16 protein-coding genes are annotated in these 24,597 nt (G+C 42.3%); 9 read left to right on the top strand and 7 right to left on the bottom strand.

The genetic code is table 11. The annotated features are described in order from the left end of the window. Positions 1–62 precede the first annotated feature (62 nt). On the top strand, positions 63–713 hold the full coding sequence (locus tag DC094_RS16550; protein WP_116688235.1) for a carboxylesterase family protein: 651 nt from the start codon (positions 63–65) through the stop codon (positions 711–713). A 92-nt stretch (positions 714–805) separates the two neighbouring features. Here the strand turns inward: DC094_RS16550 and DC094_RS16545 are convergent, their stop codons facing one another. The 3 genes from DC094_RS16545 to DC094_RS16535 form a co-directional block, all read right to left on the bottom strand. After that, complete coding sequence (locus DC094_RS16545) at positions 806–2,875, bottom strand: prolyl oligopeptidase family serine peptidase (protein WP_178030918.1); 2,070 nt, start codon at positions 2,873–2,875, stop codon at positions 806–808. Between the two features lie 284 nt (positions 2,876–3,159). Then, positions 3,160–4,653, bottom strand: a complete 1,494-nt coding sequence (locus tag DC094_RS16540) for a uracil-xanthine permease family protein (protein WP_206605686.1) — start codon at positions 4,651–4,653, stop codon at positions 3,160–3,162. Positions 4,654–5,228: 575 nt separating this feature from the next. Next, the gene (locus DC094_RS16535) at positions 5,229–6,371 is read right to left on the bottom strand and encodes a hypothetical protein (RefSeq protein ID WP_116688234.1); all 1,143 of its coding nucleotides are present in this window, start codon (positions 6,369–6,371) and stop codon (positions 5,229–5,231) included. Positions 6,372–6,661: 290 nt separating this feature from the next. Here DC094_RS16535 and ggt point away from each other — a divergent pair, with 290 nt between their 5' ends. Next, positions 6,662–8,410, top strand: coding sequence for a gamma-glutamyltransferase (gene ggt / locus DC094_RS16530; RefSeq protein ID WP_116688233.1), 1,749 nt, complete (start codon positions 6,662–6,664; stop codon positions 8,408–8,410). Between the two features lie 99 nt (positions 8,411–8,509). Here ggt and DC094_RS16525 read toward each other — a convergent pair whose 3' ends face one another. After that, positions 8,510–9,154: a glutathione S-transferase family protein gene (locus DC094_RS16525; RefSeq protein ID WP_116688232.1), complete on the bottom strand. Its 645-nt coding sequence runs from the start codon at positions 9,152–9,154 to the stop codon at positions 8,510–8,512. A 440-nt stretch (positions 9,155–9,594) separates the two neighbouring features. Here DC094_RS16525 and DC094_RS16520 point away from each other — a divergent pair, with 440 nt between their 5' ends. Together DC094_RS16520 and DC094_RS16515 are read left to right on the top strand one after the other, a co-directional pair. Next, positions 9,595–11,097 carry an aldehyde dehydrogenase gene (locus tag DC094_RS16520; protein WP_116688231.1) on the top strand — a complete coding sequence of 501 codons (1,503 nt, stop codon included), beginning with the start codon at positions 9,595–9,597 and terminating at the stop codon, positions 11,095–11,097. 738 nt (positions 11,098–11,835) lie between these two features. Beyond that, positions 11,836–12,669 (top strand): hypothetical protein, encoded by an 834-nt coding sequence (locus DC094_RS16515; RefSeq protein ID WP_133245586.1) that lies wholly within the window; start codon positions 11,836–11,838, stop codon positions 12,667–12,669. Between the two features lie 66 nt (positions 12,670–12,735). On the opposite strand, the gene DC094_RS16510 is transcribed toward DC094_RS16515, so the two are convergent. Continuing rightward, positions 12,736–16,419, bottom strand: coding sequence for a hydantoinase B/oxoprolinase family protein (locus tag DC094_RS16510; protein WP_116688229.1), 3,684 nt, complete (start codon positions 16,417–16,419; stop codon positions 12,736–12,738). 298 nt (positions 16,420–16,717) lie between these two features. Between DC094_RS16510 and DC094_RS16505 the strand changes: the two genes are divergently transcribed. Then, positions 16,718–17,668 (top strand): SRPBCC family protein, encoded by a 951-nt coding sequence (locus tag DC094_RS16505; protein ID WP_133245585.1) that lies wholly within the window; start codon positions 16,718–16,720, stop codon positions 17,666–17,668. Between the two features lie 34 nt (positions 17,669–17,702). On the opposite strand, the gene DC094_RS16500 is transcribed toward DC094_RS16505, so the two are convergent. Next, positions 17,703–18,320: a hypothetical protein gene (locus tag DC094_RS16500; RefSeq protein WP_116688227.1), complete on the bottom strand. Its 618-nt coding sequence runs from the start codon at positions 18,318–18,320 to the stop codon at positions 17,703–17,705. A gap of 275 nt (positions 18,321–18,595) precedes the next feature. On the opposite strand from DC094_RS16500, the gene DC094_RS16495 reads away from it, so the two are divergent. Then, on the top strand, positions 18,596–19,189 hold the full coding sequence (locus DC094_RS16495) for a hypothetical protein (RefSeq protein WP_116688226.1): 594 nt from the start codon (positions 18,596–18,598) through the stop codon (positions 19,187–19,189). Between the two features lie 77 nt (positions 19,190–19,266). Here the strand turns inward: DC094_RS16495 and DC094_RS16490 are convergent, their stop codons facing one another. Next, positions 19,267–19,746: a thioesterase family protein gene (locus DC094_RS16490; RefSeq protein ID WP_116688225.1), complete on the bottom strand. Its 480-nt coding sequence runs from the start codon at positions 19,744–19,746 to the stop codon at positions 19,267–19,269. Between the two features lie 152 nt (positions 19,747–19,898). On the opposite strand from DC094_RS16490, the gene hemB reads away from it, so the two are divergent. From hemB to DC094_RS16475, 3 genes are all read left to right on the top strand, one after another. Then, positions 19,899–20,912 (top strand): porphobilinogen synthase, encoded by a 1,014-nt coding sequence (gene hemB, locus DC094_RS16485; protein WP_255420941.1) that lies wholly within the window; start codon positions 19,899–19,901, stop codon positions 20,910–20,912. Positions 20,913–20,972: 60 nt separating this feature from the next. Next, positions 20,973–23,045 (top strand): polyphosphate kinase 1, encoded by a 2,073-nt coding sequence (gene ppk1 / locus DC094_RS16480; protein ID WP_116688223.1) that lies wholly within the window; start codon positions 20,973–20,975, stop codon positions 23,043–23,045. 218 nt (positions 23,046–23,263) lie between these two features. Further along, positions 23,264–24,493, top strand: a complete 1,230-nt coding sequence (locus DC094_RS16475; protein ID WP_116688222.1) for a formylglycine-generating enzyme family protein — start codon at positions 23,264–23,266, stop codon at positions 24,491–24,493. The last annotated feature ends 104 nt before the right edge of the window (positions 24,494–24,597 follow it).

Below are 24,597 nucleotides of genomic sequence, written 5' to 3'. Positions count from 1 at the left end.
GTTATTTTCTTACTTTTCAACAAATAACCGGAAAATAACATTCATCATATTGAGGTGCTGTTATGGACCATGGTCACTTTGAAAAATCGGTAACCCAACAAGTTGATTTTGACTATTTAATGTATCACCCAAGGCACACGGCTTTTGGTGAATTACCACTTATTCTATTTCTGCACGGAGCCGGTGAACGCGGCGATGACATTGAATTAGTCAAACAACATGGTCCATTAAAAGAAATTTCAGAAGATGCCGATTTTCCAGCCATCATAGTTGCTCCACAATGCCCTAAAGGAGAATGGTGGAACATTGAAGCCTTGTATCATTTCCTGGAAGGTATCTGCCAGCAATACGCCATCAACAGAAACAAAATCTATGCCACCGGGCTGAGCATGGGAGGTTACGCCTGCTGGCGAATGGCTTGCCGTTATCCTGAATTATTTGCAGCAATAGCACCTGTCTGCGGCGGTGGTGACCCGGAAAGTGCCCACAAGCTGACCCACCTGCCAATCTGGACTTTTCACGGTGCAAAAGATGATCTTGTTCCTTTATCTGAAACCCGGAAAATGGTCGATGCAGTGAAAAAAAATAATAAATTCCGCCAGAATAATATCCTGTTCACTATCTATTCAGAAACAGGCCATGATAGCTGGAGCGAGACTTATGCTAATCCAGAATTGTATAGGTGGATATTGCGGCAGAAAAAAACGATATAGTACTATTGAGTGGCTTTCATTTATAACCTGCACCAAGCATAACTTTAATTACGCTTGGTGCAGGTTATAAAGCCTAACAGGTCATTAGCCGACTAAAGCAAAGAAAAATCCATCTGCTGTAAAATGAAACCATATACATCAGCCTTGGCCTCTAGCCGTTTGCTCGTCGGCGTTCCCGCTCCATGACCAGCATCAGTTTCAATACGAATCAGTTGTGGATTGGTTCCATTACTGTGAGCCTGAAGTGCAGCAGAAAACTTAAAAGAATGTGCAGGAACCACTCGATCATCATGATCAGAAGTCAAAATTAGCGTGGCAGGATAATTTACATCCGAAATAACATTATGTACTGGAGAGTATGCTTTTAAATACTCAAACATTTCCTGACTATCTTCTGCTGTTCCATAGTCATATGACCAACCGGCACCAGCAGTAAAGGTGTGATAACGCAACATATCCAAAACCCCTACCTCAGGAACAACCACTTTAAATAATTCTGGTCGTTGCAGCATTACTGCCGCCACAAGCAAGCCACCATTAGATGCACCATTAATGGCCAAAAAATCACTGTTGGTATATTGCTTATCAATTAAAAATTCTGCCGCTGCAATAAAGTCATCAAAAACATTTTGCTTGTTTAAGCGACAACCCGCATCATGCCATGCTTTACCATACTCACTACCACCACGAAGATTCGCAACCGCATATATCCCCCCTAGTTCAAGCCATGCTGCAATATTGGGATCGAATTCAGGAAGCAAGCTTGCCTGAAAACCACCATAACCATAAAGAATGGTTGGATTCTTCTTGGTTAACTGAGTTTTTTTATGCCGAACAATCGTCATAGGAATACACGTACCATCTTTCGATGGGTAGAATACTTGCTCGGAAAGGTAATCAGTGCCTTTAAATGGCGAAGATGAAGACTTGAATAATTCAATTTCCTGCGTATCAAGATCTAGGCAATAGATTTCTTTTGCCGTAGTGTAGTTGCTAAAGCCAAAGAAGGTTTTTTTCTGATTTTTTTCAGCTGCGAACCCTTCTACAGAACCTAAACCAGGAAGTGCTATGTCCTGAATATAATTGCCTGAAAAATCATATTGCTTTACTCGAGAGCAGACATCGACGACATAATGCGCAAAAAAATATTTACCTGAAATATTGCAATCCATTGCATGATCAGTTTCAGCAATAACCGTTTCCCAATACTCTGGTTGCGATTTATCCGCACGACAGCGTACAACTTTGCCGTTGACAGCATCGAGGTTGGTGTAAAAATAGATCCACCCCTGATCACTTACCAAATACCACACCGAGCTACCTTCATCGGTTACGGCTGCAACCCAGCCATGATCTGGCTGAGATAAATCTTTTATAAAAAGTCGATTACCTGATGTTGTTTTGCACGAATAAGCAAACAGGTAGCGACCATCTTCACTAACTTCAGCAGAAACATATCGACTTTCCTGCTCATCAGTATTGCCAAATACCAGAGTATCTTCTCTGCCACCTAGGAGGTGATAATAAAGCTTGTGCTGATCGTTTTTCACTGAAAAACTATCGTTACAACCCCTGTCATAACGGGAATAATAAAACCCCTTATCTCCAACCCAAGCCAAATCAGAGAACTTACTTTCGATTCCTGTCGAGTTGATGCGCTCTCCACTAGCAACTTCGACAACATAAATCCGGTTCCAGTCACTACCATTTTCAGAAACCTGATATGCCAGATACTTTCCGGTTACAGAGAACTGATAACCAGCAAGTGAAGCGGTTCCATTGGAATTAAACAGATTAGGGTCTAAAAATACTTCTGCTTCCTCAGTTTGGTCTAATGACTGACGATACAAGACACTTTGGTTTTGCAATCCACTATTTTTAAAAAACCAAATATACTTCCCTTTGATAAAAGGAACTTCCAGTCTCTCAAAATCCTGATGTTTTTTCAGCTGCGATTTTATCACCTCACGCCCAGAGAGCTGACCTAATACTGACTTGGTGAACTGATTTTGCTCTTTAACCCAATTTCCAGTCTGCTGACTGCAGTCATCTTCTAACCAGCGATATGGATCGGCAACTTCTGTTGAAAAATACTGGTCAATTTGATCTCCAACATGAGCTTTCGGATATTTAAACTGCTGATTTTTCTTTGTTTTGTACATATACTTACCAGTGCACCCAAAATACAACGCCATAGACTCAAATATTGCGACAATTTTTAGCATTATCCAAGTTTTTATATTTTCAGCAAGCCTTCGGAAACCTCTGTTCACAACGACAGCAGTACCACCATCACTGGTTATTTTCGTCAAGAAAAATGTGAATATTTACAGGGGTAGTAAAGTGCGCCGTGAGTACGCTTGCAAAAACATGCTAAAAAACTACTTGCCTGAATCATAAAAAACGGCGCTGTCACTAGCGCCGTTTCTAACATTAAATAACTGCTCTAGCTTTTAGCTGGTCGGCCATGTAAAAACTCAACCTGGCTCTTTGGCATAGTATGTTTTCTACGAGGAAGAATTTGATTAACAATCATTGCTGTTACACCGGCAGTAACGATTGATGAATGGAAAAACATTTGCGCCATTTGCGGCAATTTAGCAAAGGCATCAGGAACAACCATGGTCATAATGCCCATACCTACAGACACTGCGATAATAATTGACTCCCTGCGGTCAACACCTTCTTGAAGTAAAATTTTAACGCCAGAGCAGGCGATCATGCCAAACAATACAACCAGCGCACCACCCAGAACGGGCTTGGGTAAAAGTTGGAATAACACAACAACAACCGGAAACAATGCGAACAGAATAAATAGACCACCGCAGAAATAACCAATCTTTCGACTTGCTACACCGGAAAGTTGAATCACTCCGTTATTCTGAGAGAAGGTCGCCATTGGAAAGCCACCAAAAATTGCTGCCAATGATGAAATCAAACCATCACACATAATGCCGCCAGATAAACGTGACTCGTATAGCTCACCTTCAACTGGTTGCTCAGAAACTGCTGATGTTGCAGTCAAATCGCCAATCGCTTCAATAACTACCACCAGGAACAGGAAGCTTAATACGAAAAATGCATTCCAGTCCCAGGCAAAGAATCCAAACTTGAACGGTACAGGCAGCATAAACAATGTGTGATCCTGACTTAAAATACTCCAGTCAACTCGTCCCATCATTGCAGCAACAATAAATCCAGCCAAAATACCCAGAACCAAAGCACACATCCGAATCATTGGCCGCTTGTTGGCACTAAATGCAACAATACTAAAGATGACTAAGCCGCCTAATGCCAGATTGATCGGATCACCAAAACTGCCGTCACCCATCGCACCAAAGCCGCCCGCCATATCAATTGCACCGACTTTAATTAATGAAGCACCAATCATTAATACGGTTATTCCAGAAACGGTTGGCGTAATAATGGTTCTCAATAATGGCACCATTCTACCGCCAAGCATTACCAATAACCCACCAACAAAGCTAACACCAAATAATACATTTAATGCAGCTTGCCAGTCTAACCCTTGCTGCTTCATTAAAGAAATTGCTACTGCAATCATCGCACTAGGGAAGGCAAAGCTGACCGCTTGAATACTAAGCATTCCAGAGCCAAGAAAGCCGCCAACGCGGTGAACCTGAATGATAATACCTATACCAGCAAACATAAGGGAAATACTGATCAGATAAGCAACCGCATCAGCCGGAACACCCATAGCTGTGGCAATGATTGCCGGAGGTGCCATAACCGAAATAACCATCGCCAATATATGTTGAACTGCTGCTATTAGAGATTGGCCAAGGGGTGGTTTGTCTTCGAGATGGTAAATCAGTTCCGAATCATTTTGCTCAGCATCCACTGCGTTCGCATCGCTCATGCTCTGAGTGCTTACTGCTTTAGATGTAACAGAATTTTTAACATGATTTTCACTAGACATAAAAGGCTCCTGTCAGCGGCCAATTCGATAAAAATGCCCTATAAATTTGAACATAGCTTCAAATAAACTTCGGGCTAACAGGCATTATGGTCGAGCGATTTTTCAATATACAGCCAAACCAGCAATACCATTTTTTTGCATCGACAACGGCTCAGAAAGTCTGTTTTATTTCTGAAGCTAATTTCAATATATGAGGCCTGACAGATTCATAATTGACCAAAATCAATCTATTATGTGCTGCAATATAAGATGTGACTAGTATAACTAATTCAAGTCAATCTATTCGCTTGCAATAACTTTTAAGGATAGACATCAGAAAAATAATGATAAATATCAACAAAAAACTATCGAAATGATATTGCGAAGATTTGTCACTAACTCTGGCTTAACCCGACAGTTAAAACCATAAGACGCATAGCCTAAGTCAAGAAAAATAGCCATACTAAATCTAACTGCTGTCGCTCATTGGCTTATCAAAAATTACCAAAATAAAAAAGGCCGCCTTTGGGCGACCTCTTAATAACATTACATGGTGAAACTTAAATCGATCACTGACCAGAAATAATTAATTAACCCTAGGACGCTTCTAATTGCAAAACCTTAATTTCTGAAACAATGTATTCCAACAGCTCTTCTTCTGTCATGTGATGCACAGTAGTAAATGGCGATGCTGCTAGCGTATAAAAGTAAAATTTCTTTCCTAAAACCTCACCCAGCATTTCTTGTGAATATTTAATTAATGAATTATGCGCTGGTGAATCTTTAGGCAGTTTATCTGCGGTTTTACCTTCAAAACAGCACCATGAATGAACACCAACCTTGCCACCACGATAGTAAACTCGCTTTTCACCTGCCAAGAATAAATCTACGCCTCCGGAAGCAATGTCACCATTTACTGGCACAATAGTCGTTAGGCCTGCTTCACGAACTAAACGGCCAGTGTAAACATTAATTCGATCATCAACTGAGCCTGAAATATTACGCAGCTCTAATGTAGTTAATTCAGGATTATCTTCGATTAACTGCTTCAGCTTAACATAGCTAGAAACACCAAGATCACCTGTAACAACTGCTACTTCCCCATTTTTTTGCACATCAAAATCTGCACTACCTTTAATCATAAGGCTTGAGTTAAAAACAAGGTTGTAATTGTATGCTGTACCGCTGTTTTCATTAACCGCTTGACCAGAATACTTGTAGTTTTCACCCTCTACAGTGAACATAGCATTCGAGTCAGCCGTAAATTTGATACGAGGCGCACTTACGTCTCCCGTCTCAGCAGATGAAACGATATCATCCGAGCTTAGAATCTGTAGCGGCGGTTCAAAACCCAAAGTGCCTTCACTACCATCATCGAACAGTTCAAAAGTTATAGCTGCCGTTGGCTCTTGAGTTTCTGAATCTGTGACAATCGTAATAACGTTATCCTCAAATCCAAACGTTAGCGTACCAGCTTCAGCGTTATTCTCGAGAAAGCGCAACTCAGTAGAGAATGGACCAATCTCAGTAGAGATGTCGCCAAACTGAAAAGTCACGTCTTCCTGTTGTTGCTTAAAATTAGTTACATATTCTGCTACGTCTTCAGCTTTTAGCGCACCATCATCCATAGGTTCTTCTATAACAGGTTCTTCTTTAACAGGCGTCTCAGTATGATTGTTGCTACCACAAGCCATTAAAAACATTGCAGGCAACAACAGCAAAAAATTGATTTTTTTCATTTAATCTTATTTCCAAACAACCACTCAACATTGGTGCGATACTACTTGGCTATTTATGGAAATGTTACTATTGCTTTGTAATGATTTGTACGCAAAATAATGACAAAAGCCCGCATTTCATCATATTTAATAACAAAAACAATGCGCCAATCACTCGGTTGTCATTGTTAGATTTGGCAGATAAGGGCTTCTTACTCAAGGTTATATTTTTGCAACTGACTGGCTAGCACTTGAGTTAGTTGTACTTTTATCAGACACTTTGAGTAATCCTCAATACTCAGCTAAAAATCATGAAAAAAATGATATTCCCTTCACTTCTCGCTGCATTACTACTGATTGGTAATAGCGCGGCTATAGCCCAAGAAGCGCGCGACCCTGAAGCCGCAACTGGAACAGCTCAAACTGGGCAGCAGATTATCGGCAACAAGCAAATGGTCGCTACGGCTAATCCATATGCAAGCAAGGCTGGCTTTGAAATACTCCAGGCGGGTGGCAGTGCAATTGATGCTGCTATTGCTGTACAAATGGTTTTAACCATGGTCGAGCCACAATCATCAGGCATTGGTGGCGGTTCATTTATGCTGCACTGGCAACAAGATGGCCAGCAACTAACCACTTGGGATGGTCGTGAAACTGCGCCTATGGCCGCAACTTCTGAGCTATTTATTAAGCCCAATGGCGACCCTATGAGCTGGTGGCTTGCCTTAGCTGGTGGTCGCTCAGTTGGTGTTCCGGGTGTGCTTCGTATGTTGGAACAAGCCCATAAAAAGCACGGTAAATTACCTTGGGAACGACTGTTTCAACCAGCCATTCGAGTTGCTGAGAATGGTTTTATCGTCTCAGATCGCTTGAATCAGCTATTAGTAAAACGATTTAACCCAGCAATGGGGCGTTATGATGCCGCTTGGGATTACTTTTTCCCCAACGGCCAAGCAATCACTCCTGGCACTGTTTTGAAAAACCCACCGCTAGCCAACACTTTTAAGCGAATTGCTTTATTAGGTGCCGACGCATTTTATCGCGGAGATATTGCGGTTGATATTGTAAAAACGGTGCATGACGCAAAAGATAACCCCGGTGTTTTAACCGAATCTGATCTTGCCAACTATCAGGCTAAAGAGCGGCCTGCAGTTTGTGGTTATTATCGTAGTTATAAAGTATGTGGCATGGGTATGCCTAGCTCGGGCGGTGCAACCGTCTTGCAAACATTAAAGCTGCTTGAACGCTTCCCTCTAGATAAAACTCAACCATTAGATCCACAAGCTGTGCATTTAATTAGCCAAGCTTCCAAATTGGCATTTGCTGATCGCAATCGTTATATGGCCGATAGTGATTTTGTATCTGTGCCAGTGGAAGGCTTATTGGATGATGACTATATCAATCATCGCTCTAGACTGATTCAAACTACCCAAGATATGGGTAAAGCTAAAGCCGGTCGCCCAGCAGGGGCTTCAATGGATAAAATGACCGGCAAAACGCCTTCACAACCTTCTACCAGTCATTTTTCAATTGTCGATGCTGACGGAAATTCTGTGTCGATGACTACTTCAATCGAAATGGCTTTTGGTTCGACTTTGATGGTTCGTGGCTTTTTACTTAACAATCAATTAACTGACTTTTCTTTCTTAGCTGAAAAAAATGGATTACGCGTTGCCAACCGCGTGCAACCAGGCAAACGGCCTCGCAGCTCAATGTCTCCAATGATGGTATTCGACAAAGACGGACAATTAATGATGGTGATTGGCTCACCTGGCGGCAGCCGGATTATTGGCTATGTTTTAAAAACTATTATTGGGGTAATTGACTGGAATCTGGATATTCAACAGGCTATCAACTTACCGCATTTCATTAACCGCAATGGCGGCACTGATCTAGAAGCAGGCACTGTAGCTGAGCAATTAAAGCCGACACTTGAGCGATTAGGACATAAAGTTAAAATTCGCGATTTAAATAGTGGGCTGCATGGCATAATCATTAAAAACAACCGGCTACATGGTGGTGCTGATATGCGCCGTGAAGGCATGGTGTTGGCCGAATAACCTTTCTTCTATTTTAGATTTTGCTTTATCGCTCTATAAAAATGCCGGCATTAATTATATTTAATGCCGGCATTTTCTTGAATATCAGCCTGCCGATATTTAACCGCCACCTGAATTCATCCACTCCAATGTTGCTTGTCGGCTCTCATCGGTGATTTTTTTTACCACCGGGTTTGCCATTGTCGCTTCATACCAACGAGAAACCTTCGGCCCCAATACTACTTCGCGGCCAAACAATGGAAATAATATTTCAGCTAAAACGATAGTCGCAGGAAAGGCACAGTCTGCGTAGCCAATCGTTTCGTCAACCATGAACGGCGTTGGCTCAAATAACTCTTCCAGCTTTTGCAAGCGCTGCTCAAATTTATCTAAGTGATCATCGAGTTCAGATTGCACTCTGGTTGCCGGATCACAATGGGCAAAAGTTCGACGTAAATGAGGTTCTAACCAAATATCATGATAACGCGCTAAAAAACGATGCAATGCTCTTTTATGCGGATCACTACCCAACAAGCTGTTTTGCGGAAACTTGTCTTCAAGATATTCCATAATCACATCAGATTCTGAAATATATTGGTCTTCAATTTGAATCGCCGGAATTGTACCCAAAGGGACATATTGCATATATTCAGGCGTGCTATAGCCACCTGGAGGTGGGCTGGCCTGATAGTCAATCCCTTTCAGCTCCAGTGCAATACGCACTTTGGCACTGTAACTACTGACCGGTAGAGAGAATAATTCCATAAATACTCCAAAACTTTTTTCATTACAGTGCTTTTGGTTTTAGCACTATAGTCAGGACTAACAACCAAAGGCATTTAGCTAGGCTTTATATTTACTGATCAAAGCCTAACTTAACTTGAGCACCCGTCGCGCTCAAATAATAGCCACATTCAGATCATCGGAAATTGCTCAAATTTTTTAACTGAGGCCCCGAAAGCTACACTTGCGCCGAGCGATCAAGTTCAACTGCCTTGTAAGGCAGCATAGCAAGCCAGAATGGCTATAGACCACCGCTTATCCTGTTAATTCATTAAAATCATCCGAAACAGAATGGAATCTTTTAAGGTAGGATCTATCAAAAGGATTCGAACGTTCTAGCATGCTCCGTATACCGGATGGCTTGCCAAATAAGCGCTAGTCAACCCTGTTAATTCATCGACTCAATAGCCAAAAGCCTTCATATGACTCATAGCAATACTTTTCAAGACTGGAAAACCAAAGCCTTAAAGATTCAACCGCTTGGTCTGGCTTATATTAATGGTCAATATCAGCCTGCAATATCCAACCAAAAATTTGATGCTTTTTCACCGCGAGACGGACAAAAACTGGCTGAAATTACTAGCTGCCAAACTGAAGATGTTAATTTAGCAGTAAATGCTGCACGACAAGCTTTTAAAAATGGTATTTGGTCAAGAACCAGCGCTAAACAACGCAAGCAAGTGTTATTAAAATTTGCTGATTTAATTGAGCAGCATTCACAGGAATTGGCACTGCTGGAAAGTCTCGAAATGGGCATGACGATTAGCGACAGCGTCAATATGAACTTGCCGGGTGCTATTGAATGTATGCGCTGGTTTGCTGAGTTAGCAGACAAACGTTATGACGAAATCGCACCGACTTCGCCCAATGCAATCACTCGAATTCACCGGGTTCCAGTTGGAGTAGTCGCTGCCATTGTACCTTGGAACTACCCGTTGATGATGGCTTGCTGGAAAATTGCCCCAGCATTAGCCACCGGTAATTCGGTAATCCTAAAGCCTGCGGAACAATCTTCTTTAACTGCGATTAAGTTAGGTGAGTTATCCAAGTTAGCCGGTATCCCAGATGGCGTTTTCAACGTATTGCCCGGCCCAGGTCATATCACCGGTAAAGCGCTGGGGCTGCACATGGATGTCGATGCCATTGCATTTACCGGCTCAACCGATGTCGGCAAACTGTTTATGCAATATTCAGGGCAATCTAACCTGAAACGAATCAGTCTGGAATGCGGCGGAAAAACTCCGAATATCGTGTTAGCCGATTGCGACAACTTGGATGCTGCAGCCGATGCAATTGTATTAGGTGCTTTTGGTAATCAGGGGCAAATTTGTAATGCTGGATCACGATTAATTGTTGAACGTTCGATTCGTGATCAATTAATTGAAAAAATACTAGCAAAAGCCAAAACTGAAAAGCCCGGCGATCCGTTAGACCCACAAAGCAAGCTGGGGCCATTGGTTGATGAAAGTCAGCTGTCTAGAGTAATCGGTTATATCGATGTTGGAAAACAGCAAGGCGCAACACTATTATGTGGCGGCGAACGTATCACTCCAGTCGATGGTGGCAGTTATTTACAGCCGGCTATTTTTGACCAAGTATCTCCTGAAATGAGCATTGCTAAAGAAGAAATTTTTGGCCCGGTACTTTCGGTAATTACTGTTGATAATATCGACCAAGCAATCGAAGTGGCCAACAATACTATTTACGGTTTAGGCGCTGCAGTTTGGACTATCAATTTAAAGAAGATGGAACGAGTTGCCGCCGAAGTACAAGCCGGTGTGATTTGGGTGAATAGCCATGACCATGGCGACATCAGCTCTCCGGTTGGTGGTTTTAAACAGTCTGGTTTTGGTCGCGATAAATCAATTCATGCAATGGAAAAATACACCGAATATAAAACGGTATGGATTAATTTGGCGGATTAACTGCAAAATTTAATAAAATTGCACACATCAGAGTTGGCGAATTGTCAGCTCTGAGCCTGATTGTTTTTCTCGATGCGATGCGATGCACTGGCACTACCTCACCTTTTAACTTTTAACTTTTAACTTTTAACTTTTAACTCTAAAACTAACCCTATCATTTAATTAGAAAGAAAATCTAGAAATGATATCCAAATATTATCAGTAATTTAGTTTACTGATAGACCAATATTACTTTCAACGAATCGACTGACAATCGCCCAACCCTTCCAATAAATCACCCGTTTATCACTCATTGAAAAGCTTGTCTTATGGCGATAAAAACGCTGATCTATAATAAATCGCTAACAAAGACTACTTTGTGCTAAGCATTTTATCTATCGTCATTTTTTGTTGTCTTTATTTATCAGGGCGTAGGAACTAATAACACGCCTATTTTTCGAGATTTAATCGATACCGAGTAGATTAGATAAGCACAACATTATTTGACTCTTACCTTGTCAAAAGAGGGTGCTAGAGCCCTTCTAATAGTCAGTGGCCTAAATTTTAAATTATTCCAGATATTATAGGTTTGATGAGCACCAGAGAAACCAGACTATCTAGCGATACGCTCTAAAAGCGTTTGGTTGCGCTAAAGGCTTACCAAACTATGCAACATAAAGTTCAGTGCCCCTGGAAACAAGGTATTTATTTTATTCCGCAATCCTTACTAAAGCTGCACCAGATGTTCCGGAGGACAGTTTGAAATATATAAAATCATTCTATTTGCTTGCCAGTTTCGTTCTAATTTCATGCCATAATGGTAATGATTCTCCTCACCCTCCTCTTCGCTCCCAATTGTGCGGCGATGATAATACTTGCCAAGTGGCCAGTGTTGCTCGATCAAGAATTTCAAGTGCTTGGACTCTTGATGGTGGTTCTCTAACTGAAACTAGGCTGAAACTGCTCTCACTTGACAATTTTGGCCCTCAAGGAACATCACGTAAAACTATTAATATTATTGATAGTGATGAAACTTTTACATTAGAGAGTCTGCGAAACTTCGATTTGCTATTCATTGGCTATTGGGACGAAAGGGCCGAAAACTATTTAACAACTGAAGAACTAAATGCAATGACTAGCTGGGTTATGGAAGGTGGTCGACTGATAATTACTTGCGACTCTACTGGCTTTGACGCGACCTGCAGTCATTTTGGTTACCCTGTTACAGCCGCAAATTTTAATTTTGCAGTGCCAGCTTTAGACCAATCATTGCATCCAGTATTAAATGGTTTATTTAATGCTAAAGACATAAACAATGCCTCTATTGCATTAACAGAAATTCGTACTTCTAGTAGTAAGTCATTCTTCGCCAATACCGATAACACAACCATTCTTGGTTACACTTTACCCATAGCAGATTCTGGTCAAGCAACCATCATGGAGCACAAGTTGGGCAGTGGTATCGTTATGCTGCTTGGAGATGTTGATTATGTGTCAGATATTACATTAAGTCATGGCGAGACAATAAATTCTAATAATCAAAATGATATATTTATGGCAAATTTGTTTGATTACATGCTTTCTAGTCAGTAAGTTTTATTCAACATTCGACATAGCAAAAAGGCTGATAAACTCAGCCTTTTTCATTTTACAAATTAATTAAAGCTTACCCCAACCACCGCCTCCCGGTGTATTGATTTGCAAACTTTCCCCAACTTGTAAATCTACAGAGCATCGGCCTGATAAAGATTCTTTTATTCCATCGATAATTTTCCAGTTAACTCCCGGTAAACCGTCGCTGCCACCTACTAAACCATGTGGTGCGATATCTCGCCGCTCTGTCATCAAACTAGCATGTACTGGCTGGGTAAACTCTAATGTGCGCGTTAAGCCATCACCACCTTTATGAACACCTTGACCGCCTGAATGTTTGCGATAGCCAAACTGACGCAAAATAACCGGACAGCGCCTTTCAAGTACTTCAGGGTCGGCCAAGCGAGTATTGGTCATATGAGTATGAACACCATCAGCACCTGCTTGATTTTCACTGGCACCCGAACCGCCGCCGAGCGTTTCATAATAACCAAAATCTGCATTACCAAAAGCCAAATTATTCATACAACCGCAGCTATCCGCTGCGGCATTAAACGCTTGAAATAACACATCAACAATGCGTTGTGATGTGGTGACATTACCACCGGCCACTGCCGCTCCAGCACCGGGGGATAGAATGCTATTTTCCCTGAAACATAATTCCAGTGGTGCTAGAAAGCCTTCATTTAATGGCAGGCTTTGCTGGCATAACACTCGTAATACATACATTACCGCCGAGCGAGTGACCGCCTGGGGAGTATTCTGATTTCCAGCTTGTTGATCGCTAGATCCTGAAAAATCAAAGCGCGCTCTTGGCTGCTTATCTGGTGCCAGATAAACTTCAATTTCAACTGATATCTCAGAATCGTCATCAAGAAAATCTTTCGCCGCGATCTTTTTACCTAACCAAGGCTTTAAAAAGTTTTCAACTGCTTGCTGGCTAATTTTCTGAATTTGCGCCATCGCCGATAGCACTGTCAATTCACCCTGCTCTTTCATTAATTGCTGAATTAATTGACTACCTTTTCGGTCTGCTGCAGCTTGAGCTTGTAAATCTGAGATGTTTTCAGCAATTTTTCTGGCACCACTTTTTTTCAATATTGATACAAATGTCTGCTGGTCAAATACACCCTGTTTGATAATTCTTACTGGCTCAAATCTCGCACCTTCTTGATCAATCGATGTCGAAAATGCCGGCATTGAACCGGGCACTATGCCGCCAATATCTGCATGGTGGCCTCGGCTTGCAGTAAAAAATGATAATTCGTTGTCAATAAAAACAGGGGTTACTGTGGTTAAATCTGGCAAATGCGATCCACCAAAGCACGGATCATTCACCAGCACACAGTCATCTGCTTTTAATTGATCACCAAGCTGTTTAATAACCGCTTTAACGCAACTAGACATTGCACCTAAATGCACCGGCACATGCGGTGCATTGGCCACTAAGCTGCCTTTCCTATCGAATAATGCACAGGAAAAATCTAACCGTTCTCGGATATTAACCGAAACGGATGTGCGTCGAAGCATCTCACCCATTTGATTGGCAATCGAGCTAAAGCGATGTTGAAAAATAGATAGCTGAGCAGGATCTAGAGTGATTTCTTGCAGACTAGATTGTTTATCTAATTGCTTAATCGATTGTTTGTTTTGTAAATTAATATCGATCCACAAATGGCCGTCATTTTTTCTTTTCGCATTACAGCCCGGTTCAATTACCACTGTTGCAGTGCCAATCATCACCAATGCTGGGCCAGTAATAACTTGGTCGATAATTAAATTATCTAAATCATAAACTGGCGTATCAAACCAGTCGCCGCTGAAGCAACTCTGCACTTCAGCTTTAGCTTGATGATTACCTGAAACAATCGGCTCAAGCTGCTGAGACTTTCCGCCTGATGTTGCTAACAACCGGGCTTCTTCAACTTCCAGCGGCCGTGAAGGGTCAACATGACCAAACCTTTGCTGATGAAGCTGTGTAAAAGATTGTTGCCATTGCATGACCGACCAATCTAATTGGCCAATCACTTCTAGCGTGGTAACTGAACCTTGCAAACGAATACTTAATGAATATTCCAGCCGTTCAACTTCAGCCGAAATTTGCTGCATTTCTCTATTTGCTTGCTGCTGCATGGTAGAAAATGCAGCAATAATTGTTTTCACATAATCATCATTCAGCAAACCGCCCATAGGGGTTAAATAACGGCGAGATACTTCTGCAAATGAAAGCCCAACTGCCGATAAAACGCCACCGAATCTATGTACCACAACCTGATTAATTCCCAACTTGCTTGCAACGGCTACTGCATGCTGTGGGCCAGCACCACCAAAGGCTGCTAATAAATGCTGTCGAACATCATAACCTTGCGCCACCGACACTTCGCGCACTGGAGCTGCCATATTTTCGTTGGCAATATCTAAAAAATCACTAGCAAGTTGCTCGATCGTTTTTTCAGCCAGACCTTTATCGATTAGATCTAGGTTGACTTGTTTTAGTAATTGCTTAAATGCAACACGACTACTTTTTACATCTAATGGTAAGTTTTCATTTTCACCAAAAATAGCAGGGAAGAAATCAGCTTGAATTCTACCCAACACTAGGTTGGCATCAGTCACCGTTAAATAACCATTTTTGCGATAACACACCGGTCCTGGGTGGGCACCTGCACTTTCTGGGCCGGTGTGTAGCAGGCCATTACGATAAAAAAGGCGTGAACCACCACCTGCAGCAACCGTTTTTATATCCAGCCTTGGTGCAGCCGTTGCGATACCAGCAATTTCATTTTCAAAGCTGATTTCAAAATGGCCATCAAAACGAGAAACGTCAGTACTGGTGCCGCCCATATCAAAACCTATTAACGGTTTTTTAACAATTTGAGCTGCGTACAATGATGCGTAACCAACCACGCCACCTGCTGGGCCTGACAATACCGCCCCGGCCCCACCAAAATCTTTCGCTGCAGTTAAACCACCATCCGATTGCATTAACCAAAGCGGTGCTTCAACTTGGCCAAGGCTTTTGGCAAATCCTTGTAAGTATTGATGTGTGACTGGGGTTAGATAAGCATCCATCACCGTGGTATTGCCTCGTGGCAACAACTTGCGAACTGGCAACACTTGATGAGACAAGCTGATTTGAGAAAAACCCATTTTCTTGGCAATTTTTCCCACTAATAATTCATGGTCACTGTAGGCATGAGCATGCATAAATAGCACTGCGATGCTTTCAAAACCGGCCTGTTTAATTTTGGTTAACTGTTGAATAATTTGCTGTTGATCTGCTGCTTTCTCAACCAGATAACGCGTTTGCTCACCATCATTGCTGGCCAGTATCCGCTCATCAATTGCAAATACTGCATCAAACAAGTTACTCGGTAGCTGAATATCTAAAGCAAAAATATCCGGCCGAGCCTGACTGGCGATCGATAAAACATCTTCTAACCCAGCAGTGGTCAATAACGCACAGCGCTGACCTTTTCGCTCCAGCAGTGCATTGGTGGCAACGGTGGTTCCCATGCGAATGCTTTTGATATTTTCTAACGCACTTGCAGCCAATCCAAAATTTTGTAAAGTGCGCCGAATCCCTTCTGAAGGTGCATCTGGATAGTTATCGGGATCTTCAGAAAGTAATTTGAAAACCTGTTCCTGATGCCCCATCCGAGCATAAACATCAGTAAAGGTGCCGCCACGGTCGATGGAGATTTCAATTAATGGTTGGGCGCTCTTGGCACTTTGGATATTGTTATTCATCTGCTTCAAACCAACTTTGTCTATCCGCTACAGCAAGTAGCATCAGCTTATCTTTCCACAGGAAAATTACAATTCCGCGAAGCTGAACACTTTGCATCTCAGTAAAACCGAGTCAGATCACAGCCATGCAATCGCCAAGCAAGCTAGATTCAATGCAAAGTAATAGTTGGTTCGCATGCTCTTATTTGTCACCGGAATATCAATGACTTGGATCGAGAATTCACATAACCGCTCCAATGCGCTTTTTCAAGTGCATTACACAAATTTCATCAACCGGTATCGCAGGTCAATACTAGCTTTGAAACTGGTTTTACTTGGCTTATTAATGAATGGTTGCTCTTCGCCTGAACAACACTTTAATAGCGAAATAGTTATTGCTGCTGAGCCAGATTTGGTTTGGAGCTCACTAACCAATAAACAAGACAACCAACAATGGAAGCCTTGGTTTAGCCAGTTAGATGGCGAGCTTAAACAAGGTACTGAAATATTAATTAGCTATTCAGATTCCGCCAATCAATCAGAAGATATTGTCGCTTATACAGCGACCGTAGTTAAACTATTACCCAAACAACAACTGGTTTTAGAATATCAGGCAAGTACTTTTATCAATGCTCGCTATCAGATCAATATCCATCGGTTACCTGACGGCTCCTCCCAGTTCATTCAACAGAATACCTTGTCGGGGCTAGGTGTTGTTTTTACAGAAAGCACTCAACTATCAGATAAACTAGCCAGCACCAGCGTTGCACTAAAAAAATTTACCGAACAAAAAGCTTACATGATTTGTCTTGATCAAAAATACCTTGCTTATTTAGATATAGAAATCGCTTGGATAAAGAAAAAATCAGATCTAGTATCCAACCTATTACCCAAATATAGTGATTTGATTGTGAAGCAAAATGAAATTGCTAGCCGGCTGATTGAACAAAAGCGCCTAGCCTATCTCTGGTTCAAAAAAAATATGCCACATAGAATTTATACTTCAAAAACGCTCGATAAATGGTTAAACATCGGCCCAGTAGCCGACGTACAAATATCGGCATCTGATAATGAATATTCTGATTTGCTAGATAAAATCCGTATCGATCGTAAAACACCACCACCAAAACGCGGTGCTTGGATGATCAGAGAAGAAAGGGAAACAGTCTGGCCAACTAATGAATACAAGGCTTTATTCAAACAACATGCATTATTATTAGAGGCTACTAACATGAAAAACTGCACCCAGCCTAAGCACTTTAATGCTTGAGAAGCTTGCCGACAATTGATTGGCTATAAATCAATTAAAACAGCATTCCTCTTTCTTTTTTATTTTTAAAACTTAGTTGCTTTCGCAATAAACTAATAATTATTTCAGGCGATTTGTTTTCTGAATAAGAACGTTCGATATATCGATCCATTTTCTTCCATCGCTCTTGACCAAGTTCGGTTGGCTTCACCTGCAAATCTTTCAATATAATTGACCTAAAATTATTCAACCCACTATCAAACAAACAGATTTTACCAGCAACATGTTGCGCTTCAAGCTGTTCCATTTCGGCTTCAGACATTTCTACTGGTGGCAACTCAACCGCTGAGTAAGCATCAGGTTTTCCCACAGTAGCACTCAACTTTAAAATTTGGCTTGCTGTTGCAGTTTGTTGCTCCATATTTTTATTTGAGCGTTCCCATTCTTGCTGCCATTGTTTCAAATAACGCCCTTTAACTTTTTCGACTGCATCTAAAAAAATCCTGCCTTGTTCATCTTTTAAATTCTTTGCGCACTCTTTTTTTATTTCTTTAATCCGTTCTTGATAATAGCGTTTTACATCATCCTCTCGACGCTTCATTCTTCTATTTGAAGAATAAAGATAAAATGTCATTATTATGCTTGTACCAAGCAACAAAACTAGAAAACCCATTACCTTTTTCCTCTTCGAATACTTACTAGCCAACAACTATCAATAAATTATTTTTATAGCCCTATAAATAACATAGATAGTCAAATGCATAGCAAGCGATATTCTTTGATAAAAAAAGAACAGCGTAGAGAAACAACAGCTGGGCGGTAGTTAACTTAACAAACGGAACAATATGATTTTTTTTCATTAAAAAGGAACTGACAACCTCTAACTCTTGCTTGAATGTTTCATAATGCGTAAATTGCAAAGTCGCTGTAAGTTAATGATGATTGATTATGTCTAATTTGAGTGAACCTGATATTTTTGAAGCAAACCCTTCATATAAGGCAAATGAAATTTACAACGAACTAGAACAAGCTGGTTTCCCTGATTACGAATACAGAGTATTGAATGATGCTCGTCACTTATACTTTCAGGCCTCTATAGAAAACAATCACTTACTATTAACTGAAGGGACTAACGCACTAGGTGGCTGTGCCTTTTTATTTGGCGGTCATGTAGAAGTTGAAGATAGCGGTTTATTTTATGCGACTTGGCAAAGTTATGTTCTGACAAACAAAGTTCGAGGTGCTTGTCGTGATGGTCAGTCATCCCATCACTCAGACCGATCTCAATATGAAGTAGTGTTACCTAACATGGGATGTATGCTATTTGGTATCCGTGATAGCAGGACTTGGTTTCAAGCTGAACGTCACGCATTTAGTACTGGTTTATTAGACAAGGTCGCACACTTGGGAGATTGGCTACAGCATAAAAAAAGTGGCAATCGTCAAGTAGGACCGAAAGGTTTCTCTGGATTTTCTGAAAAGCTAGATACTCAATTAGTAGTTAAAAACCCACCATCGCCATGGAGCGACTACCTGAAATAAGCAACTATAACTGCAAAAAAAAAAAAAAAAAAAACGGCTGCACTCCCGCGAAGAAACAGCCAGTTTAAATTTAGTATTTACCCTGCCTCACCAATAATATAACTAGCAGTACCCGTTGCAATTAGCTGCTCTTTTTCGTTTTTCATTTCCATACGGCAGACTACCAGTTTACTACCAGCTCGAATTACTTTAGCTGTTGCTATGAATTTCTCACCGCGACCCGGGCGAAGGTAATCCACTCGCATATCAATCGTGGCAAATTTTGCCAGTCGCATTAAATGCTCTTCATTGACTGTACCTTCTTCATTAACCATTCGTCCCATGTCATGAGCCATGCCCAATAAACCACCTGTGACATCTAATACAGATGCAGTCACTCCGCCATGCAATATCCCCATGGTATAGTTACCAATCAGCTTGTCGCTCATTGGCAGCTCCATTTCAATGCTATTGGCATCCAGATGATTGACCCTTAGCCCGATCAATTGATGAAATGGGATAGTTTCGGTGAAGCTCAGCGCAAGATTGTCCAAAACCTGCTCAAGGGTGTGTGTCATTTGACTACTCCAGTTTTACTTGTTGTTGTTCGAAGGCATAATGTGAGTATATCCGCAACAGAATCAAGGTTGATCCATGATCACCTATCATATTTTGCTGCATCCTACATCGAATGCTGCCCCGTCACACCCTGTGTTGCAAGGAGTTAACTGTGGCCCGAATTTTGACCGATCGTAGCTGGCCAGCCAGCCGTCCACGCCGCATGCGTGCTGACGATTTTTCCCGCCGCTTAATGCGTGAAAACCAGATAACCGTTGATGATTTGATCTATCCGGTATTTGTTCTGGAAGGCGAACAGCGACTCGAAGCGATACCTTCAATGCCTGGTGTTGAAAGAAAAAGTATCGATTTATTACTAGAAGAAGCAGCAGAATTGGTTGAACTCGGCGTGCCTGCGGTTGCATTATTTCCAGTCACACCGTCAGAAGCCAAAAGTGAAATGGCCGAAGCATCTTACGATCCCAATGGGTTGGCCCAGCGTGCAGTTCGTGCATTAAAGGCGAAATTTCCTCAGCTGGGTGTGATTACTGATGTTGCATTAGATCCGTTTACCATTCACGGTCAAGACGGCTTAATGAATCAAGACAACTACATCATCAATGATGAAACGGTAGAAGTTCTGGTAAAACAAGCGCTATCCCATGCCGATGCCGGTGCTGATATTGTGGCGCCATCAGACATGATGGATGGCCGCATCGGAGCAATCCGCGAAGCATTGGAAGCAGCAGGTCATCGCAATGTGCGAATTTTGTCTTACGCGGCAAAATATGCATCTAGCTACTACGGCCCCTTCCGTGATGCGGTTGGCTCCGCAGGTAATTTAGCTGGCGCGAACAAATACAGTTATCAGATGGACCCTGCCAATTCTGACGAAGCACTTCAGGAAGTCGCCATGGACCTGCAAGAAGGCGCAGATATGGTAATGGTTAAACCGGGCATGCCGTACCTAGACATTATTCGCCGAGTTAAAGATGAATTTGGCGTGCCCACTTTTGCCTATCAAGTGAGCGGCGAATATGCGATGCATAAAGCAGCTTTTGCTAATGGCTGGTTAGATGAAAAATCTGTAGTGATGGAATCACTGGTTTCATTCAAGCGTGCCGGCTGTGATGGCATTTTGACTTATTTCGCCAAAGATGTTGCTCGTTGGCTGAAACAGGGATAAAACCCCCAGCAGGCAAAAAATTCATACGTTAAAATAATACTAAATAGAGCCAGGTGGGCCATGGATCCAATTGATTTGCACAGCACAGAGCTATTCATTAATCGGGAATTGAGCCTGCTGGAATTTAATCGTCGAGTGCTTGAATTAGCACTCGACGAAAGCCTGCCCTTAATGGAAAGGGTTAAATTTCTGGCAATATGCTCTAGTAACCTTGATGAATTTTTTGAAGTTCGAGTTTCAGGCCTTAAGCAGCAAATCATTACCAATACTCAAAAAATTGGTGCTGATGGCATGCCACCCGAAGAAACATTGCAGAAAGTCAGCGACACCTGCCATACATTGGTCAGCGAGCAGTACCTAGCGCTAAATGAAGTACTACTCCCGCTACTCGAAAAAGAAAACATTCATTTTGTTCGTCGCCGTGACTGGACCGAACAACAAACAGAATGGATCAAGAGTTACTTCACACGACAGGTTTTACCGGTAGTCACTCCTATTGGGCTGGATCCATCTCACCCATTTCCGCGAGTGGTCAATAAAAGTCTGAACTTCATGATGTCGCTGGAAGGTAAAGATGCTTTCGGTCGTGACTCAGGACTGGCTATAGTCCATGCGCCTCGCTCGCTACCTCGCGCGGTTCGTTTGCCAGATGAAGTCAGCGGCGGCGGTGATCGCTTTGTCTTTTTATCTTCGGTGATTCACGCTTTTGCCGATGATTTATTCCACGGCATGAAGGTCAACGGCTGTTATCAGTTCCGGGTTACCCGAAATAGCGACCTGTTCGTTGATGAAGACTCAATTGATAACATTGCTCACGCCCTACGCGGTGAATTAGCACAGCGCCATTATGGTGACGCGGTACGTCTGGAGGTCGCAGATAACTGCCCGCCAGAAATTTCTGATTACCTGATGAGCAAATACAACCTAAGTCGAGTCGACCTTTATCAGGTAGAGGGGCCAGTTAACCTGTCTCGTCTAATGCCTGTGATCGATATGATGTCTCGCCCGGACCTAAAATATCCAGCACTGCACCAGTCGATGCCGCAACCGCTAGATCGTCGAGATAATATTTTCAAGGCGATTCAAAAGCAGGACATCTGGCTTTATCACCCTTATCACAGCTTTAATCCGGTGGTGCAATTGCTGCGGCAAGCGGCTCGTGATCCAGAAGTCTTAGCAATCAAACAAACGGTGTATCGGACGGGTTCTGACTCAGCAATTGTAAAGGCCTTGGTTGAAGCAGCAAGAGCTGGCAAGGAAGTGACTGCTGTTATCGAAGTTCGAGCACGCTTTGATGAAGCCGATAACATCCGACTGGCTGACAAACTACATGAAGCCGGTGCGATGGTGGTTTATGGCGTTTCTAACCATAAAACCCACGCCAAAATGATGATGGTAGTTCGCCGTGAAGGCGATAAATTACGCCGCTATGTCCACCTGGGAACTGGCAATTATCACACTAGTACCGCCAAGTTATACACAGATGTCGGCTTAATGAGTTGCGACGAGCAACTCGGCGAAGATATGCATTATGTTTTCCAGACATTAACCGGCATGGGTAAGGCAACTCGCCTCAAGAAGCTCTATAGCGCGCCTTTTACCTTGCACAAACAGTTCAGCCGACTAATTGATACAGAAACCGAAAATGCCCTTAACGGCAAAACGGGTAAAATTATCGCTAAGATGAATCAGCTGACAGATAAGCGAATGATTCAATCTTTATACAAGGCCTCTCAAGCCGGTGTAAAAATTGATTTGATTGTTCGGGGTATTTGCAGCCTTCGCCCAGGTATTGAAGGTGTTTCTGAAAATATCACCGTGCGCTCAATTGCCGGTCGTTTTCTAGAGCACACTCGAATTTATTATTTCCATAATGATGGAAAACCTTTGGTCTACGCCTCCAGCGCCGATTGGATGGAACGAAATTTCTATCGACGAATAGAAATCTTATTTCCTTTTGAAAACCAGAGAATTTCAGAAAAGATCATTCGCTTTGGTTTAACGCCATTCTTGGCCGATAACTGTATGAGTTGGGTACTTCAACCTGATGGTAGTTATGTTAGAAATCAACCTAATGAAAGTGAAGAGCGGATGTCAGCTCAAGACTATCTGATTAAAAAACTGGCTGGTTAATCCTTGCACTAAAAAATCAAAGCCACGTTTAATCAAACGTGGCTTTTTTATTTATAGAGATATCCTGTATTTCGCATGGAGGCTGGATGCCGTTACGATCTGCAGATTTTCTAATTCACTTAAGCAAATCTGCACACTTTGTGAGTATTGATAAATTTGCTTGCCCAGCCTGTTTTGGCTGGGCAAGATAAACACAGAAGATTTACCGCGAGCACCATATGCCTAGCCAATCCACTACATTTATTGCTATGACCAACAACCGCACACACTACCGGCCTGATAACAATGCACCTGTTAGTGGCAGCTGGCTCAAGCCAATCTTATTTTTAGGCTGCCTGCTTTTTAGTGCCATCCCCGTTATTTCACTTGCTGCGACCGCTTCAAATAAACCCGCTGTGATTGAAAATCCTGTACCAGAAAAACCACTAATTAGCGCCGAACAAAAACAGCAAATTGCTAGTTTACTGCAAGCAGCACGAGCAGACGTTAAAGCTGTTCGCTTGACTAGCCCTCGTGGCAGAAATGCACTGGAAAAATATCGTCAAGTTTTAAAATTACAGCCAGAAAATAATAAAGCCTTGCAAGGCATCCGACAGATTGCCATGAAATATTTCATTCTGGCCGCTTCAGCTTGGCCAAAATCACCGGCAAAAACCGATGGCTATATAGAAGCAGCACAAACATTAGTGCCCGGCATTCAATTACCAGAAAAGCTGGCAAATAAACTGAGTTTTTCCGACAAGCTCGGCAAAGATAAAAATGGCAAAGACATTCTTGCACCAGAAATGATTCGACTGCCGCCTGGTGTTCTGGTCATTCCCGTTATTGGACAACCAGACCGTGTTGTCACCCTACCCTCTTTTGCGATTAGCCGGCGCGAAGTCAGTCGTAATCAATGGTTTGAATTTGCTAGGGCGACCCAGCAAGAAATGCCCAGCTGTTTCAAACAGGTATCCAGCAAATTACCGATCACCTGCATCTCCCAGGCTGAAGCAATGGCTTACGCCAACTGGCTAAGTAAAAAAACTGGAGAAGTTTATCGACTGCCCAGCGAGTCAGAATGGATTTATGCCGCTAGCGCTGGAATTCATCAAAAATTTTGGTGGGGTGATAAGTTCAAAACAGGCCTAGCGGTATGTAACGGCTGCAAAGTGCCAGCAACAGATCGTCACCCTGCAGTAGCGGGGCATTTAAAATACAACCAGTTCGGCATTTTCAACATGCCGGGTAATGTTCGGGAATGGACCAATGATTGTTGGCATAACCAGCTTGATCGGTTGCCGGAAGATGGCAAGCCATGGAATTTTCGTTGTGAGATGACCATGACCGTAGTTCGAGGCGGGTCATGGCAAACCGCACCAGCAACTACTCGCCAGCTATACAGAAGCTTGGCAGTTCCTACCAGCAAACAAGCAGATATCGGGATTCGTCTGGTACAAGTGTTGTAGATTTTATCTCTGCTGCATTTAATCAAAAATAGAAAAAGCTGCAGATTTTTTGAATCAGATTTGTGTTCTGGTTCGAGAACTGGTGCAATGTGTAGCACTGGGTC

This window comes from Pelagibaculum spongiae, assembly GCF_003097315.1.
Taxonomy (GTDB): Bacteria; Pseudomonadota; Gammaproteobacteria; order Enterobacterales; family Pelagibaculaceae; genus Pelagibaculum; species Pelagibaculum spongiae.
The sequence above is the reverse complement of the archived record's forward strand: the minus strand, read 5'-3'. Positions and strand labels throughout refer to the sequence as shown.